We start from the raw sequence: 16,234 nt of genomic DNA, 5'->3' as shown, positions 1-16,234 counted from the left end.
TTTTCTTTGTCCTTGCCAAAGAAAAGTAGGCAAAAGAAAGGCGCTTCGAAAACTCGCCTTTTCAAGGTGTGTCACCCGCCGGGAACGGCACCCCATGAGATGTCGCCCCCACAGCCCACACAACAATGGTCCGCGCACGAGACCGCCCCTCGCACAGCACTGCCAGTGACAAGGCACTCATCCACCCGCCTCCGCTACGCGTCGCCGATGGGCATAACGACCCGCGGGTGGCGCGCGTGGACGCGCGCTTCATGCCCGCACCGCGACGCACGGAGTGCGGAGTGGGATGAATGACTGCTTTGTCACGGGTGTAGCTGTGCGGGGGACGGTCTCGTGCGCGGACCAAACAGGTTTCTGTGCGGTGGCGACACTTCGCGGGTTGCCATTCCCGGCGGGTGACACACCGGGAAAAGACGAGTTATCGAAGCGCCTTTCTTTTGCCTACTTTTCTTTGGCAAGGACAAAGAAAAGTAGGTGCCGCCCCGCACAGGGGCAACGCCAATAGACCGACATGAACACAAGGAAAGGCCAAAAAGCCAGGGAACAACAAAAAAACCTATACAGAAGAAAACCTGAAAAAGCCCGAACGGGCAAACTCCCGAGCTAACCCCGATTCCCCCTTCTTTTCGACCCATCGCAAGCCTGGAAGAAACCCGAAAATCCAACCTACAGTATTGAGGCTATCCGAAACCCCATGGCAACCACGACCGCAAACCAGCAAGCTATCGCACCGTCCTCCAAGGGTACGATAAAACGCATTCTCGTGATCCTGCTGATCGTACTGGTCGCGGCTGGCGCCGCCGGTGCGGGCACCTGGTTCTTCATGTCGAAACGCGCCCCGGCCGCCGCATCGTCGGCAATGCCGGCCCCGGCGCCCATTCCCGTGTTCTTCCCGCTCGAACCGCTCACCGTCAACCTGCAGTCGGATGACGGCCAGCAACACTTCCTGCGCATCGGCCTCACGCTCAAGCTCACCGACCAGGCCACCCAGGAACACCTCACCCAGCACATGCCGGAAATCCGCAGCCGCGTTCTCCTCGCACTGTCGAACAAACATCCGGAAGAACTCCAAACCCTCGACGGAAAACACGCACTCGCGAAAGAACTCGCAGCGCTGATCGAACAGCCAACCGATACCGGCGGCCAGCCGGCCCACGTCTCCGACGTGCTGTTCACCGAATTCGTCGTGCAGTAACGCAGTGCCGCGTAACTGCCAACAATAACCGTCACGGGACGCACGAGGAACAGGATGGGCCACGAAGAGTTCATGTCCCAGGAGGAGGTCGATGCCCTCCTCAAGGGCGTCACCGGCGAATCCGACACGGAATCCGATTCCACGGACCGTACCGGCGTTCGCCCGTACAACATCGCCACGCAGGAACGTATCGTTCGCGGCCGGATGCCCGGTCTCGAAATCATCAATGACCGTTTCGCGCGCCTCCTGCGCATCGGCATTTTCAACTTCATGCGACGCACGGCGGAAATCTCCGTCGGCCCGGTGAAGGTCCAGAAGTACAGCGAATTCACCCGCAATCTGCCGATCCCGACGAACCTGAACCTCGTCCACGTGAAGCCGCTGCGCGGCACGTCGCTGTTCGTGTTCGATCCGAATCTGGTGTTCTTCGTCGTCGACAACCTGTTCGGCGGCGATGGCCGCTTCCATACACGCGTCGAAGGCCGCGATTTCACGGCCACCGAACAGCGCATCATCGGCAAGCTGCTGAACCTCGTGTTCGAGCACTACACGGCTTCGTGGAAGAACGTGCGCCCGCTGCAGTTCGAATTCGTGCGCTCGGAAATGCACACGCAGTTCGCCAACGTCGCCACGCCGAACGAAATCGTCATCGTCACGCAGTTCTCGATCGAGTTCGGCTCGACCGGCGGCACGCTGCACATCTGCATGCCGTACTCGATGATCGAACCGATCCGCGACACGCTGTCGTCGCCGATCCAGGGCGAAGCGATGGACATCGACCGCCGCTGGGTACGCGTGCTCTCGCAACAGGTGCAAACGGCCGAAGTGGAACTGACGGCGGATCTCGCCAGCATGCCCGTGACGTTCCAGCAGATCCTGAACATGCGCAAGGGCGACGTGCTGCCGGTCAACATCCCCGAGACCCTCACGGCGAAAGTGGATGGCGTACCGGTGATGGAATGCGGCTACGGAATTTTCAATGGTCAGTACGCGTTGCGGGTCCAGAAAATGATCAGCGCAGCCGACACGATGAAGGAAGGTGGATATGAGTGAGCTGAACCCCACGCCGGAGAGCGAGCTGCCCGTCGGCGAGCCGCAACTGGCCGCAGCAGCAGCCGCGGCCGCCACAACCGAAGAAGACGATATCGCAATGGATGACTGGGCAAGCGCGCTCGCCGAGCAGAACAGCAACCCGGAACCGGAACCGGCCGCAGCAGGCGTGTTCCAGCCGCTGTCGAAAGTAGAACCGACGACGACGCGTAACGACATCGACATGATCCTGGACATCCCCGTCCAGATGACTGTCGAACTCGGCCGCACGAAAATCGCGATCCGCAACCTGCTGCAACTCGCGCAGGGCTCAGTCGTGGAACTCGACGGGCTCGCCGGCGAACCGATGGACGTGCTCGTCAACGGCTGCCTGATCGCGCAGGGCGAAGTGGTCGTCGTGAACGACAAGTTCGGTATCCGTCTGACGGACATCATCACGCCGTCCGAGCGTATCCGGAAGCTGAACCGATGAAACGCCTCACCCGCCGGGCTGCGTTCGCAATGGGCGGCTTGCCGCTCGCCGCGCACGCCCGGTTCGCCTCGCTGATGGCAGCCTGCGTCGCTGCCGGCGCGTGGATAGCGCTGCCGGCTCACGCCGCCGATATGAACGCGGTCAACAATGCCGCGAAAATCGCGTCGGGCGTGGGTGCGGGAACGGCCGTGCCGTCGCTCGGCGTCGGTGCGGTGCTGCAGACGGTCGTCGGCCTGGCGGTGGTGATCGGACTGGTATTCGGCTGTGCGTGGCTCGCGCGCCGCCTCGGCCTGCAACCGTCGCAACGCGGCGGTCTCGTGAAGACGATCGGCGGCGTATCGCTCGGCGGCAAGGAGCGTGTCGCGGTCGTCGAAATCGGCGATACGTGGCTCGTGCTCGGCACGGCGCCTGGCAACGTCCGGCTGCTGCACACCATGCCGGCAGGTTCGGCCGAGGCCGGTTTCGTGACGCCCGGCGCACCCGCTGCGTCCGGCACCCTCCCCGGCTCCTTCGGACAACGCTTTCGCGACGCGCTGAAACAGGAAGCAGGCAAACGTTTCCAGCGAAGCGTCAGCGGAGAACAGTAAATGCAGTTCAATCATCGTGAAGCGCAGGACGTCTGCGCGCCGACCCGCCACGTCCCGACAAAGACCCGTACCGTGCTGAAGTGCGTCGCCACGCTCGCACTGCCGGCCTTGCTGCTGACGCTGCCGGCGCTCTCGTTCGCGCAGACAGCCGGGCTGCCCGCCTTCAACACGAGCCCCGGCCCGAACGGCGGCACGACGTACTCGCTGAGCGTGCAGACAATGCTGCTGCTCACGATGCTGACGTTCCTGCCGGCGATGGTGCTGATGATGACGAGCTTCACGCGCATCATCATCGTGCTCTCGCTGCTGCGCCAGGCGCTCGGCACGAACTCGACGCCGCCCAACCAGGTGCTGGTCGGCCTCGCGCTCTTCCTGACGCTCTTCATCATGTCGCCGGTGCTCGACAAGGCCTACACCGACGGCTACAAGCCGTTCGCCGACGGCACGATACAGATGGATCAGGCCGTGGCGCGCGGCGTGCTGCCGTTCAAGACGTTCATGCTGCGCCAGACCCGCGAAGGCGATCTCGCGCTCTTCGCGCGCATTTCTCACGCCCCGCCGATGCAGGGACCGGAAGACGTGCCGCTGTCGCTGCTGGTGCCGTCGTTCATCACGAGCGAGCTGAAAACCGGCTTCCAGATCGGCTTCACGATCTTCATTCCGTTTCTCATCATCGATATGGTGGTGGCGAGCGTGCTGATGTCGATGGGCATGATGATGATCTCGCCCGCGACGATCTCACTGCCGTTCAAGCTGATGCTGTTCGTGCTCGTCGACGGCTGGCAGTTGCTGCTCGGCTCGCTCGCGCAGAGCTTCATCGGAACGTGAACGGCGCACAGGAAGGAGACCGGCCATGACGCCAGAAACAGTCACCACGCTCGCCCACCAGGCGATGTACGTTTCGATGGTGCTGGCCGCGCCGCTGCTGCTCGTCGCACTCGTCGTCGGGCTGCTCGTCAGCCTGTTCCAGGCCGCGACGCAGATCAATGAAACCACGCTGTCGTTCATCCCGAAGCTGATCGCGATTCTCATCACGCTCGTCATCGCCGGCCCGTGGATGCTCACGACGATGCTCGACTACATGCGTCACATGTTCACGAGCATTCCGTCGCTCGCCAGCTGACCGCTTTCCGGCTACACGTCCCGCCATGTTCTCCATCACCTACGCGCAGCTGAACACCTGGCTTACCGCGTTCCTCTGGCCGTTCGTGCGGATTCTCGCGCTCGTGGCGGTTGCGCCCGCGTTCGGCGACACGTCTGTACCCGTGCGCGTGAAAGTGAGTCTCGCCGCCTTCGTCACGCTCATCGTCGCGCCGACGCTCGGTGCGCTGCCGCAGGCCACGGTGTTTTCGGCCGAAGGCGTGTGGATCATCGTCAACCAGTTCCTGATCGGCATTGCGCTCGGCTTCACGATGCAGATCGTGTTCGCCGCTATCGAGGCAACCGGCGACATCATCGGTCTCAGCATGGGTCTCGGCTTCGCGACGTTCTTCGACGTGCATGCGAGCGGCTCGAGCGCGGTGCTGTCGCGCTTCATGTGGACGATCGCGATGCTGACGTTCCTCGCGTTCGACGGCCATCTGCAGATGCTGAGCGCGCTCATCGCGACGTTCCAGTCGATTCCGGTTTCGGCGAACATGCTGGGGGCGAACGGCTGGCGCGTGCTGGCCAGCTACGGCAGCACGGTGCTGACTTCCGGATTGCTGCTGGCGATGCCGGTCGTGACGGCACTGTTGATCACCAACCTGGCGCTCGGCATTCTCAACCGCGCGGCGCCGCAGATCGGCGTGTTCCAGGTCGGCCTGCCGCTGACGATGCTGGTCGGCCTGCTGCTCGTGCAACTCATGCTGCCGAACATGATTCCGTATTTCTCGCGACTCTTCGACAGCGGTATCGAGCAGATGGGACGGGTTGCGGCAGGGTTCGGATAGCGGACGCGCGCGTTGCGTGCGCGACTTTCGAGGCGATCGAACATCTGGATACGGCGTCGCGGATTCAGATAAAACAGAAACGCCGGCGCGCAAAAGCCGCCGGCGTGGAGATCTTTAAAGCCACAGTTACTGCGTGATGAGCTGGAACGTCCCGTTTGTTTCGAGGTTGATCCGGCCAGCGACCTTCGTGTTGGCAGCGGGCACACGCGGATCGACTTCGACCTGCGCGGAAAAGCTCGCTCCCTTCGCCGGCCTGCCGTCGACGACCGGCACGATCACCTGACCGGGCGCGAACCGGGCGACAGCGGCGGGGCTCGCCGGCAGCATGCCCACGCCGGCGGCGCTACCGATCATCGCCGGCCGGCCATCAACCTGCGCGTTCGCCATCGTCACCGTGACAGTGCCGCCATTGCCGAAGCTGTAGTCCGCACCGTTAGCGCCGCTGCGGAAAGCCACGGCCATCGTTACCGGCATCCGGCAGTTCACGTTCAGCGTCAGCTGACGCTTGCCGAGACTCAGCGTCGGGGCCTGCGGGTTGTCGCCCTGAAGCTGATAGCGCGTGAACGCGCCGTAGTCGACCGAGCTTTCGTTCACGGTCATCTGGCATTCGCCAGGACCTTGTGCCTGTGCGGCGGTACAGGCGCCCATCGCAAGCAACGCGGCGGCCGTGATTTGCGTCACGGCAGTACCCAGTGCGCGCACTGGATGCAGTCTGGATTTCATAACGTTTCTCCTGTGTGAAGGCGGCGCCTTAACGGCACACTGCCTCTGCGTTTTCAAAGTAGCTCTTCAGATCCGGCTTCTCGGCCAGCTTGTAGCCGAGCGAACAGCGGTTGCCATCCAGATCCACAACCTTCAGCTCTTCACCCTCGTTCCCGTTCAGGAAGATGTTGCCGTCGTCGAGCACGGTGGTGATGTAGTTGTCGTCCTTGTCGAGAACCGATGCATTTTTCGGCAGAACCTGACCGCGCTTGTCGATGGCGCGCAGCAGAATCCGTCGCACCTTGACGATGTCGAAGTTCACGTAGTTCACCGAGCCACGACCCGGATTGACCTGCGCGAAACCGTTGCCGATATCGACGTTGCGCGGCAGCGACTTGCCCGACACTTCGATGCGGCTCGTCGAATACGCCGCTTCCGTCGGGATGACTGCCTGGCCCCAGAAGTCCGTCCACACCGGACCTTGCGGCGTCGAAATCTTGACGCCCGCCACGTCGCTCGTCTTCGCGATGCCGAAGGTATCGGCCACCGGGTACGGCGAGAACGTCACGCCATGCTTGTGCGCCACGACACCGCCACGCAGCTCGGCGTTGTACGAAGTCGAGTTCGCGCCGTTCTGCGTCACGCCCACGTTCATCTGCGTGTAGTGCGGCGTGATCGATGCAGTTGCGCTGCTCGAAGCCGTGCCGTTGTTCGGTTGCAGTTCGCCGTTCAGCGTGTAGTTGAGTTCGTCACTGACGACTTCGCTATACGTTGCGCCGACGCGTGCGTTGCCGTCCGTCGAGTTCACATAGGTCTTCACGCTGCGTTTGCCGAACGGAATCGTCGCGGTCAAATAGACCGAGTTGCCGCTGTTGCTCGACGCGCCACCGCCCAGCGCGTGCTCGATGTTCAGATTGACCGTCGCGTACTTGAACGCACGGCCCCACGATCCGGTCACGCGTTGCGATGTCTGACCGTTGAACAGGTTCGAGCGCGTATAGCCGGCCGTGAAACCGCCAAGCCACGGATGAAGCCATGCCGCCGATGCCGTGTACTGGGCGCGATAGTGGTTGTCGTTCCAGTTCTGCGTCGTGTCCTGTGTCGTATCGGTCAGCGTGCGATAACCCGGCGTTTGCAGACTGGCGGATGCGTTGAACGACAGCGATTCCGTAATCGGCGCGCTCATCGATGCCGTTGCCTGTCCGCCCTGCAGTCCTTCGCGGGTTGCGTTCGACCATGTGGTCTGCGCGCTGATCGCCGTGCGATCGAAAATCGTCGTCTGACCGCCGAAGCCGACCGATTGATATTCCGTCGCACCCAGCACGCCGGCCGTCACGCTCGAACTCTTGCCGATTGACCATGTACCCGTGCCGGTTGCCATCCACGGTTTGCTGGTCGCGCTGTCGCCGAGATCACGCAACTTGCCTACCGCGAACGAGTAACCGGGCGCAATGCCGAGCGAACCAGCCGACAGCGAAGCCGCCGGCACGATGAACTTGTGCGACGAGCCGTCCGCCTCGATCACGGTGACTTCGAGATCGTTGGTACCGTTCAGCAGCGGAAGGTTGCTGAGCGAAAACGGGCCCGGCGGCACGACCGTCGAGTAAATCAGCGCGGCAGCCTGGCGCACTTCGACGCGCGCCGTCGATTGCGCGATGCCGGTAACCTGCGCGGCTGCACTGGTGGTACGCGTAAGCGCGGCTTCCGGCACCCATTGCGCGCCGTAAATCGACATACCCGAGAAGATCGAATTGCCGACGTTGATCTCTCCCGTCTGGAATACCGACTTGTAGTCAGCGAAGGTGCGCTGCGCGTAGGCATACAGATGTTCGAACTGCGAGTGCTTCCCGTCGTTCGTGTACATGCTGCGGTTGCGCACGATCCAGTCGCCAGCGTTAAAGCCAAGCTCCGTCGCACCGGAGAAATACTGCGAGCTGGTTCCGTTGCCCTGATTGCCGATTGCAAGCAGGTCGTAGTTCAGCAGTGCCGCTGTGCCGCCGGTCGTGTAGTTCGTGTCAGTCAGTGCTTCCAGACGCAGCGCGTCGGTTGGCACGACCAGTTCGACCGTCGCCGTATTCGGGTACGGTTTCACAATGGCCTGAGGCCATGCGGCAAGGAAGTCCACGCAAGGGGCGGCGGCGGAGTCGTCGCTCTGCGCGGCTTTCTTGTCGGCTGCTTTTACGTCCTTTTCTTCAGCGGAGCCCTTCGGAAGTTGCAGGCCAGCGCGCGCCATGAACTTCGGATCGAAACACAGGTTGCCCTGGTCGTCGAAGCGCGCTGCGACTGTGCCCTTCTTGCTGCCGTTCACCAGCAACGTGACGTTGCTGATACCCGGACGATAACGCGGGGCATCCTTGAAGTATTCCGCGACCTTCGGATCGATGCCGCGGGACTTCAGCATTTCCGTGTCGAAGCCAGCGTTGGTTTCGACAATGGGTGCTCCGTTGTTCGCTTCGGCCGCGAAGGTATTGCCTGTAGCGACGCCGAGCATCATCAGCGCCGCGGCCACTGCGATTGGAGCTAGCTTGAGAGTGGTCTGTCCTCCCTGCTTGCTGTGCCTGCTGGAGGCATGTGGGTTGAGCTTCATGATGTCGAACGTCTCTGATCTGATTACTTCGAAACCGATACTTGCGAGGCCGGTGCCGGCGCTTGCGTCTGCGTTGCTGCTGCGGAAGCCGCGGTAACAGGCGCGTCGTACGGATCAACCGAGTAGCCATATGTCGTGGCCGGGAACAGGCGCGCAATGGTCGCTGCTGCGCTCGCGCCCTTCAGCGGCACGGTCACTTTGGTCTTCGGCAGCACGTAAGGACGCGGCAGCTCGACGTTCTTTTTTTCCGGCTGCAACTGCACGGTCTGCGCAAGACGCACGACGTAGGCGCTCGGGTTTTCGATCGTCATCTCGTCGCCGGTGATCGAAACCTTCAGTTCCTTCCACGGTTCACGATTCACTGCGAGGCCCTTCGGATGGATCACGAGCGGCAGATCCTGGCGGATCGTCATCGTCACGCGGGCACCGGCTTTCGGATCACGCGGGGGAATGCCTTCGAAGACAGCGCGTTCGAGGCGTTCGACTGTCAACGGCGTCTTGTTCTGCAACACGAAACGCACCGTTTGCGTCTGGTTGCCTTCAACGCGTGTAACCGGCGGCGTTACGACTATCAGGTTTTCCTGGTCTTCCTCAATGTGCGTAACCGACGTGTAGAGAAGCTGCGGCGTGCTCTCGCTGTTCTTCACGTTCATCGTCGCTTCGCCATCGGCTTCGTTGACGAGGACCACTGACGTTTCCGGCACCATGCCGGTTGCCATTGCAACGTTCGCGAAACCGGCGAGCATGGCCGCAGCGATCACGACGTTGCGAAGTTTGAAGTTGATCGATTTCATGATTGAGGCTCCTTAGGTTCGGTCGCAGCTTCATTGCAACGACGCTTGTCTCGATGCATTGAGTTTGGAAGAACCGGGGAGTCTTCTGAATCGCAGAATCTTTAAATCTCGAATTAATGCTTTAGCAGAATGCTCCTCTGTTTCGAAGGTGCGCGTTACACGCCGACCACAACGAAAATTCATAAAACTACGATGGCGAAAGCACATGCAACTCCGTATGGTCAACGGTCAAACGCACATCTACCGGGGACTTCTCGTTGCTTAATCCACCTGCATCCGATCCTGACGAACGACGTCAAACGATCCTTCATGCCGCGTACGCCGAAGCGTCCGCACTCGACGGTATGCATCGCGAGGCGCTGAAGGATTTCTTCCGCGCGCCATCCGCCATTCCGCTGCCGAGTGCGGCACGTCCGCTGTATTGGCTAGGTCGTTTGCGCCAGTGGCGCGGTATCGATCTGAACGGAGATCAAAACGCGCCTGAACCTGACTGGAGCGCTTTGAGAAAGGGCGTTCTTGAAGCGCTCGCGGGCACCTACGCGCTCGCGATTTACGAAGACGTGTGGCGAGGCCCGCGACGCCGGCAGATCTACGATCGCGACATGGCGTTGCTGATTGCAATGCTGGTGACGCTCGGCTGGCCAGACCTTGCCGCGCACGTACTCGAATGCTGGTTTGGTGGCGACGTCGATCATGCAGGGCGCCCGGTTCCTGGCGGCATCACGGGGATGATCGTTAGCGTCGCCAGTAAGGGACTGCACGTTCCCGTCGTGCCGTGTACGTTTCAGAAGGGCGAAGAACTGCTCGCGGACATCATCGATTTGTGGAACGCGCCAGCGTCCGTTTTCGCGCCGCTTTCGGTGCAGCTGGCGGACCGACATCTGTCGCATTGCCGTCTGGACTCGGGCCAGATGCGGTTCGATTTCGATCACCCCGTTGAGCAGGCAATGCCAATCGAACTCCTGATGCTGCTCCGCCTGCGCGGCGAGACCGACATTCCGGATGTGCTGATAGATCACGCCGCGCTTCAACATCCGGCCGCCACGCTCGTCGAGCCGCAGCCGCCTGTTTTGTCGCCGCGCTGCCGGACGTTTATCGACTGTGTGAGCCGCGTGCTGCCGGATTGCCAGACGCTGGATGCTGCAATCAAGGCGCAAGCTGCTCTGTTCAAGTTTCGGTAAGCGGCAGACAGCAAAAGGCCGTCGTGGATGTTCACGACGGCCTTTTCGTTAGAAGCTTGCTGCTTACCAGACGTAACGCATTCCGCCCGACAATGCCCACGGCTTCTCGATCTTGTCGCCCTTCGAATAGCTGTATTCAGCGAAAAGGTGGAACGACTTCTTGACCTGCGCCGTGACGCCGACGGCCAGTTCGCCGCGCGGACCGGCGAGATCGGTAGAGAACGCGATGCCGTTCACGTACGCAGGATTGCTGTGCGCAAACTCGTTGATGAACGCCACCTTCGCGTAAGGCTGGATCACGCTGCCTTCATCGAACTTGAAGTCCTTGCCCGCCGCCATGCCGATCTTTGCCTGCAACGATGCGTTGCGGCCATTGGTGGCCTGCATGCCGTTATCCAGCGAGAAACTGCTGCCACTCGAGAACAGGCCCGCGAGCTGCACGTACGGCTCGACGAACCAGTTGTCCTGCACGCCGATATGACGGCCCACTTCCAGCGAGCTACCCAGGCCGTAGTTGACGTTGTTACCGTGCGTGCGGACACCATCGCTCATCGTTGCGTCGCCGCGGTTTTCGAAGCGGCTCGCCTGCAGCACTGCATCTGCGTAGTAGCCGTCGTCGCGCAGCCACGTGATGTAGCCGCCCAGCGTCTGGCTTTCCACGACGCCATCCGCGCCCGGCGCGAACGTCAGATTTGCGTTCGTGTATCCGAAGCTGCCGCCGACGAGCACCTTGCCGCCCGACACCGCAATCTTGCGGTCGCCGCCGATCGCGACGCCGCTTTGATCCTGCGTGAACGGCTGGCCCGCTGCACTGGAAACACGATAGCGCGAGCCGTAGCCGCGCACCCATGCGCCGCTGCCCTGTTCGTCGCGACGAAGCTCACCCATGCGCGTGCGCAGAACATCCATCTGCTCCCACGCAATCGTGGCGGGTGCGGTGAAGAGACCGAGGATCGTCGCAGCCGATGGCGTGATCACCGGCGTGTTGTCCGGCGTGTTGTCCGACGGATCCACCGGATTGACCGGATCAACGGGGTTAACCGGATTCACCGCCGTGTTCTGCAAATACCAGTCGTCGCCCTGCTGCGCCAGACGATATTCATACACACCCGCGTCGACCTTGTCGCCCTTAAGCGAGAACGTGGCCGGGCCGCCCTCGGTCTGCACGACCATCAGCTTGCCGCCCGGCGCGTCGGGTTCACGCCCGGTATTGCGCACCTGCAGTTGATGTTGACCGGATGCCGAGCCTTGAACGTCGATCAGATCGCCGTGCACGTCGCCGAGATCCGTGTGAATCGCGAACGTTCCCTGCCCGCTCAGATTGCCCGCGATGGTTAGCGTCTTGTCGATACCGTTGTCGAGCACAACGGTGCCTCCGTTCAGGCTCAGACTGCCAATCGTGTTGCTTTGCGTGAGGTTCCACGCGGCGCCGTTACTGACCGAAACGTCTCCAACCCGAATCAGATTGCCCGTGAGCGTTGCGCCGCTTGTGAGCGAGACATTGGCGCCCAGGCGATCGTCTGCGGTCACGTTGCCCAGAAGGTTCGAACCGATGACGCTGAAGTTCGCCGTGCTACCCGGTCCAACGTGCAATACATTTCCGTCCGAGCCGGTCAGCACGCTCGCACCTGCAACGGTGATATCGGTATGACTCGCCGACGAAGCAAAAATCGCCGATCCATTTGCGCCATTAACGGACGTGTCGGTCAGGCTGATGGTGTTATTGCCGGGCGTCGCGCCGGGAATCAGTGCTACGGCGATGCCGTTCGTTGCACCCTGAACCGACGAGCCGCCGTCGAGCACAACCGATGCGTCTCCGACCATCGTCACGCCTGCTCCAGTCGTTCCGGTAATCTCGGTGTTGTGGCCTGTAAAGCTGGAATTCTGCTGACGCACCTCCACCCCTTTGGGGCCGGTGATGCGGCTATCGGTGGCGGTCATCTGTGCGCCGGCGCTGATGAATGCGCCGGTGTTCGCGCCAGCTTCGACTGACACGCGCTGCAGGTCGATCCGCGCGCCAGTCGTGCCGATCACACCCCATCCGGCGCTGCGGATGATGCCGTCGCTGACCGTTACGGTCGAGTTCGTTTCCGCCTGGAGGCCGGCGTAGCTGGTGCCGGCCGTGCTTTCCAGCAGCACGTTCCGAAGCGTTCCCGTGCTGCCGTTTTTCAGGCGCACCGCGTCGCCCAGATCGCTGGCTGTACCGTCGTTGCGGATGATCGTCTGGACGCCTGGTCGTGTTGCTGCGACTACGTCAACCGAGCCACTATTGACCAGCAGGCCGTGTGTGGAGATTTGCGCGCCCGAGTCCAGCAGGACTTGTGCGCCGGTTCCCGTGTAGCCAGTGCGCACACCATATACGGTCGCGCCTGACTGCACGTCCAGCGACGCCGCGTTCTGAAGCTCGTAGTCGTCGGGAGCAGTTTGAGCGGTGACGACGCGCGTACCGCTGGGTACGAGAACATAGGCATGCGCGGACGTGCCGGCAGCCAGCAATGAAACGGCGATCGCGAGAGGCGCGCGCCTGAGAGGGAGAGAAAACATGAGAGTCCGTTCCGGTTGAGCGCTGATGCCTGCTCAAAACGGAAGGCACGCGCGGAACGCGGATTCTGGACAAAGAACATTTTGGGATACATCGCAGGTTTACGAATTCTCATTCCCGTGCGCGATTGTTCTATTTCTCTCAGGTAATCGCGAATGATTCTCACATTTCGGATAACTACGATTTGAATTTGTTAAGCAAGCGCTGAGAATCCGTCGCGAGGACGCTAGCGTACCTCTCGCCGCATCCTCTTTTCCACCTTCTTTGAACGGATTCTCATGAAACTCATCTCGAAGTCGACTCTTCTGGCAGCCATGCTCGCAACAATCTCAATCGGCGCATTTGCCGCTGATTCAGTTGACCTGAAGGTGATCGGCACGATTGTGCCGGCATCGTGCACGCCGACGCTGTCGGGCGGCGGCGTGATCGACTACGGCAACATTCCGGCCGCTTCGCTTGGCGATACCGGTTTCACGACGCTCGCCGACAAGACCTCGTCGCTGACGATCACCTGCGATCAACCGGCCAAGGTTTCGGTGAAGGTCATCGACGACCGCAGCGGCACGGCGCCGGCTGGCGCGATCGCAACGGGTGATCAATATGCGTACGGTCTGGGCGCCGTGAATTCGAAAAACGTCGGTGCTTACTCGATCACGTTCCCTCATGCCACCGCGACGGCAGATGGTACGACCCCGGACGGCGTTTATTCAGATAACGGCGGCTCGACGTGGGGCACCCTGAATGTCACGGATGCACATCTCCAGGCAGGTGGCACCAACCTGGTCGCATGGACGGCAAGCGGCGGCACGGCTCCGCAGGCATATAGCGTAGTTACGCAGGGCATTGTGGTTTCGACGAAGCTGAACAGCCGGCCTGACCTGCCTGATCTGACGGACAACGTGCCGCTGGATGGCCTCGCTACGTTCTCGCTGGTCTACCTGTAATCGCGCCGCAGTAGCATGAAATAGCGGCTCGGTGCGGTTCAGACCGGGCTGCTTTCACGTCACTCTCATTTGAAAGGACGCATCCCCGCACCTTCCGTCGGATAACGCCCCAATCGTCACGACATTTCTCGTCACGAACTGCACATTTAAAGAATCTGCGATTTAACGAGCCAGAGAAAGCACCCAGAATTCAACTCAAGGATTCGGCGCAAACACAACCAGTCGGGTTCTTCTTCCTCCTCAATCTTGAAAGAGCTAAACATGAAACTCGTTTCGAAAAACACCCTTCTGGCCGCCCTGCTGGCCGCGACTTCGGTTGGCGCATTCGCTGCTGATTCGGTTGACCTGAAGGTCATTGGAACAATCATTCCACCGTCGTGCACGCCGACGATCGCCGGCGGCTCTATCGTTGATTTTGGCCGAATCAGTGCCAGCACCCTAAGCAATACTAATTTTACGGTTCTTCCTACGAAGTCGACTTCATTGACCGTTACGTGCGATGCACCGACGAAGATTGCAGTGACCGTGGTTGACAATCGCACCGGGTCGACGGTGCCGGGCATCGCGAATGCAATTAGCGCTAACCTCAACGATTCTTACGCGTATGGCGTTGGTTCAGTCAACGGCAAAAACGTAGGGACGTATGTCATTAATGCGCCGGCCACGGGCGCAACAGGCGACGGCGCAGCTGTGGATCGCATCGCCAGCCTTGACAACGGTCAGACTTGGTATGCGGCAACCTCGTTTTCCGGCAACTGGCGCCCGGTCGGGCTTGATTTGTCGTGGGCGCCGACAGGGGGCTCGACCCCTGGTGCATACACGATTATTTCGCAGCCGCTGAATGTGTCGCTCGGTCTGAACAAGATTTCAGGCATGCCGGCACTCAATCAAGAAGTGCCAATCGACGGTCTGGCAACGTTCTCGCTGGTCTACCTGTGATCGGTTAGTAGCAACGAAAAAAGCAAAGCGGCCCGGGTCTTCACAATCCCGGGCCGCTCTCACATTCAGACTACAAAACCCGTTACATCAATTCCCAATGTAATTAAACAACGACATCTTCTGGATCATGGAGAATCCCTGCTGCGCCGCCTGCAGCGAAAACTGCACCATCGTGTACTTGCTGATCACCTGCGTCAGATTCACCTGCGTCAAATCCGCCAGATTGCTCTGCGTCTGCAGGTTGCTGCTCTGCGTGACCGACTGCAGCGCCTGCACTTCGTTTTCCCGTCCGCCTACCGATGCCTGAACCGTAATCACGTTGTTCAGCGTGTTCGCCAGCTTGCCCATCGCCGTCGATAGCGCGTTCGTCAGGTTCGCCGTGCCCGCGCCCGCCGTGACCGGCGTCTGCAATGCCGCCACCGCGGCGTCGATATTCGCGAACACGTCCGTGCCCGCCTGCGTGGCCGGCGTCAGCGAGAACGAATCGCCCGATGCCGGCGCGCCGGAAATCACCACGCTCTGACCGCCCAGCGTGATAGCCGTGCCCGCGGTAAACGTCTGCGCGCCGGTCGTCGTGCCCGCCGTGACGTCCGTCACCGTATAGCTCGACGGGCTCGTGAAATTGATCGTGTACTTGTCCGCATTCGCCGGATCGGCCGCGTTCGTCGTGCTCACCGCCCCGATCGTGCCCGAGCCGGTATTTCCCGGGTTGCCAGCCGGAATCGAGTTCGTGCCGGTCGGCGAAACGCCGAGGAACACTGTCGCGCCGTTGTCGCCGGCGGCGATCTGACGGGTGCCCGTGACCTGCACGTACTGCACGCCGCTGTCGCCGTTGTACTGCACCGCGCCCGACGCGTTCGTACCGAACGGCTGCGACGTCGTCTGGTAACCCGCGAACAGGAAGCTGCCCGAACCATCGGTGGCGTTCGCCTGCGACAGCAGCTGGCTGCGCAAGCCCTGCAACTGGGTCGCGAGCGCGCTACGGTTGCCGTCGTTCAGCGAGCCGTCGCCGGCACGCACGAGCAGCGTGTTGATGTTCGTCAGAATCGTGTTGACGGTCCCGAGCGTCGAATCTTCCGACTGCAGCGACGAAAGCGCCGCGTTCTGGTTGCTCGAGTACTGCGACAGCGTCGCAGCCTGCATGCTCAGCTGCACGGCCTGCGCCGCGCCCACCGGATTGTCCGACGGCGTCGCAAGGCTCACGCCGCTCGACAGTTGCTGATACAGCTGCGTGAGCTGGCTTTGCTGATCGTCCATCGTCTGGACGTTCATGCCGAAATACTGGGTCGTGGAAATGCGCATATGCGTTC

Annotated in this window: 15 protein-coding genes; 10 read left to right on the top strand and 5 right to left on the bottom strand. The window is 61.3% G+C overall.

The features are described from left to right. Positions 1-694: 694 nt before the first annotated feature. From fliL to fliR, 7 genes are read left to right on the top strand one after another with little or no spacing between them, the layout of a single operon-like run. Positions 695-1,195 (top strand): flagellar basal body-associated protein FliL, encoded by a 501-nt coding sequence (gene fliL, locus LPA37_RS23445; RefSeq protein WP_228979896.1) that lies wholly within the window; start codon positions 695-697, stop codon positions 1,193-1,195. A gap of 54 nt (positions 1,196-1,249) precedes the next feature. Next, the gene (gene fliM, locus LPA37_RS23440; protein ID WP_228979898.1) at positions 1,250-2,248 is read left to right on the top strand and encodes a flagellar motor switch protein FliM; all 999 of its coding nucleotides are present in this window, start codon (positions 1,250-1,252) and stop codon (positions 2,246-2,248) included. Continuing rightward, positions 2,241-2,717 (top strand): flagellar motor switch protein FliN, encoded by a 477-nt coding sequence (gene fliN / locus LPA37_RS23435; RefSeq protein WP_228979900.1) that lies wholly within the window; start codon positions 2,241-2,243, stop codon positions 2,715-2,717. The genes fliM and fliN overlap by 8 nt, the downstream gene beginning before the upstream one ends. Beyond that, on the top strand, positions 2,714-3,304 hold the full coding sequence (gene fliO / locus LPA37_RS23430; protein WP_407672607.1) for a flagellar biosynthetic protein FliO: 591 nt from the start codon (positions 2,714-2,716) through the stop codon (positions 3,302-3,304). Before fliN ends, fliO begins: the two co-directional genes overlap by 4 nt. Continuing rightward, complete coding sequence (gene fliP, locus LPA37_RS23425) at positions 3,305-4,132, top strand: flagellar type III secretion system pore protein FliP (RefSeq protein ID WP_229013847.1); 828 nt, start codon at positions 3,305-3,307, stop codon at positions 4,130-4,132. 25 nt (positions 4,133-4,157) lie between these two features. Beyond that, entirely contained in the window at positions 4,158-4,427 is a 270-nt protein-coding gene (gene fliQ / locus LPA37_RS23420; RefSeq protein ID WP_228979902.1) for a flagellar biosynthesis protein FliQ, read from the top strand. 25 nt (positions 4,428-4,452) lie between these two features. Further along, positions 4,453-5,235, top strand: coding sequence for a flagellar biosynthetic protein FliR (gene fliR / locus LPA37_RS23415; RefSeq protein WP_229013846.1), 783 nt, complete (start codon positions 4,453-4,455; stop codon positions 5,233-5,235). A gap of 126 nt (positions 5,236-5,361) precedes the next feature. Here fliR and LPA37_RS23410 read toward each other — a convergent pair whose 3' ends face one another. Genes LPA37_RS23410 through LPA37_RS23400 form a run of 3 tightly spaced genes read right to left on the bottom strand, consistent with a single transcriptional unit; the run spans position 5,362 to position 9,318 of the window. Continuing rightward, on the bottom strand, positions 5,362-5,958 hold the full coding sequence (locus LPA37_RS23410) for a DUF1120 domain-containing protein (RefSeq protein WP_229013845.1): 597 nt from the start codon (positions 5,956-5,958) through the stop codon (positions 5,362-5,364). A 28-nt stretch (positions 5,959-5,986) separates the two neighbouring features. Continuing rightward, positions 5,987-8,524, bottom strand: coding sequence for a fimbrial biogenesis usher protein (locus LPA37_RS23405; RefSeq protein WP_229013844.1), 2,538 nt, complete (start codon positions 8,522-8,524; stop codon positions 5,987-5,989). 23 nt (positions 8,525-8,547) lie between these two features. Continuing rightward, positions 8,548-9,318 (bottom strand): fimbria/pilus chaperone family protein, encoded by a 771-nt coding sequence (locus LPA37_RS23400; RefSeq protein ID WP_229013843.1) that lies wholly within the window; start codon positions 9,316-9,318, stop codon positions 8,548-8,550. A 500-nt stretch (positions 9,319-9,818) separates the two neighbouring features. Here LPA37_RS23400 and LPA37_RS23395 point away from each other — a divergent pair, with 500 nt between their 5' ends. Then, positions 9,819-10,499 (top strand): hypothetical protein, encoded by a 681-nt coding sequence (locus tag LPA37_RS23395; RefSeq protein ID WP_229013842.1) that lies wholly within the window; start codon positions 9,819-9,821, stop codon positions 10,497-10,499. A 63-nt stretch (positions 10,500-10,562) separates the two neighbouring features. Here LPA37_RS23395 and LPA37_RS23390 read toward each other — a convergent pair whose 3' ends face one another. After that, positions 10,563-13,043, bottom strand: a complete 2,481-nt coding sequence (locus LPA37_RS23390; protein WP_229013841.1) for an autotransporter outer membrane beta-barrel domain-containing protein — start codon at positions 13,041-13,043, stop codon at positions 10,563-10,565. Between the two features lie 276 nt (positions 13,044-13,319). Between LPA37_RS23390 and LPA37_RS23385 the strand changes: the two genes are divergently transcribed. Continuing rightward, a complete protein-coding gene (locus LPA37_RS23385) occupies positions 13,320-13,985 on the top strand; it encodes a DUF1120 domain-containing protein (RefSeq protein WP_229013840.1) in 666 nt (221 codons plus the stop codon). A 261-nt stretch (positions 13,986-14,246) separates the two neighbouring features. Continuing rightward, positions 14,247-14,924 carry a DUF1120 domain-containing protein gene (locus LPA37_RS23380; protein ID WP_229013839.1) on the top strand — a complete coding sequence of 226 codons (678 nt, stop codon included), beginning with the start codon at positions 14,247-14,249 and terminating at the stop codon, positions 14,922-14,924. An 87-nt stretch (positions 14,925-15,011) separates the two neighbouring features. On the opposite strand, the gene flgL is transcribed toward LPA37_RS23380, so the two are convergent. Continuing rightward, positions 15,012-16,226 carry a flagellar hook-associated protein FlgL gene (gene flgL, locus LPA37_RS23375; protein WP_229013838.1) on the bottom strand — a complete coding sequence of 405 codons (1,215 nt, stop codon included), beginning with the start codon at positions 16,224-16,226 and terminating at the stop codon, positions 15,012-15,014. Between the last annotated feature and the right edge of the window lie 8 nt (positions 16,227-16,234).

Origin of the sequence: Paraburkholderia gardini (assembly GCF_907164545.1) — a bacterium.
In the GTDB taxonomy this organism is placed as follows: Bacteria; Pseudomonadota; Gammaproteobacteria; order Burkholderiales; family Burkholderiaceae; genus Paraburkholderia; species Paraburkholderia gardini.
Note: the sequence above shows the minus strand (reverse complement) of the source record. Positions and strands in the feature narration are given on the sequence as shown.

Coding starts and splice junctions, on each gene's coding strand:
- fliL (WP_228979896.1), top strand. CDS start 695: ATGGCAACCACGACCGCAAACCAGCAAGCTATCGCACCGTCCTCCAAG.
- fliM (WP_228979898.1), top strand. CDS start 1,250: ATGGGCCACGAAGAGTTCATGTCCCAGGAGGAGGTCGATGCCCTCCTC.
- fliN (WP_228979900.1), top strand. CDS start 2,241: ATGAGTGAGCTGAACCCCACGCCGGAGAGCGAGCTGCCCGTCGGCGAG.
- fliO (WP_407672607.1), top strand. CDS start 2,714: ATGAAACGCCTCACCCGCCGGGCTGCGTTCGCAATGGGCGGCTTGCCG.
- fliP (WP_229013847.1), top strand. CDS start 3,305: ATGCAGTTCAATCATCGTGAAGCGCAGGACGTCTGCGCGCCGACCCGC.
- fliQ (WP_228979902.1), top strand. CDS start 4,158: ATGACGCCAGAAACAGTCACCACGCTCGCCCACCAGGCGATGTACGTT.
- fliR (WP_229013846.1), top strand. CDS start 4,453: ATGTTCTCCATCACCTACGCGCAGCTGAACACCTGGCTTACCGCGTTC.
- LPA37_RS23410 (WP_229013845.1), bottom strand. CDS start 5,958: ATGAAATCCAGACTGCATCCAGTGCGCGCACTGGGTACTGCCGTGACG.
- LPA37_RS23405 (WP_229013844.1), bottom strand. CDS start 8,524: ATGAAGCTCAACCCACATGCCTCCAGCAGGCACAGCAAGCAGGGAGGA.
- LPA37_RS23400 (WP_229013843.1), bottom strand. CDS start 9,318: ATGAAATCGATCAACTTCAAACTTCGCAACGTCGTGATCGCTGCGGCC.
- LPA37_RS23390 (WP_229013841.1), bottom strand. CDS start 13,043: ATGTTTTCTCTCCCTCTCAGGCGCGCGCCTCTCGCGATCGCCGTTTCA.
- LPA37_RS23385 (WP_229013840.1), top strand. CDS start 13,320: ATGAAACTCATCTCGAAGTCGACTCTTCTGGCAGCCATGCTCGCAACA.
- LPA37_RS23380 (WP_229013839.1), top strand. CDS start 14,247: ATGAAACTCGTTTCGAAAAACACCCTTCTGGCCGCCCTGCTGGCCGCG.
- flgL (WP_229013838.1), bottom strand. CDS start 16,226: ATGCGCATTTCCACGACCCAGTATTTCGGCATGAACGTCCAGACGATG.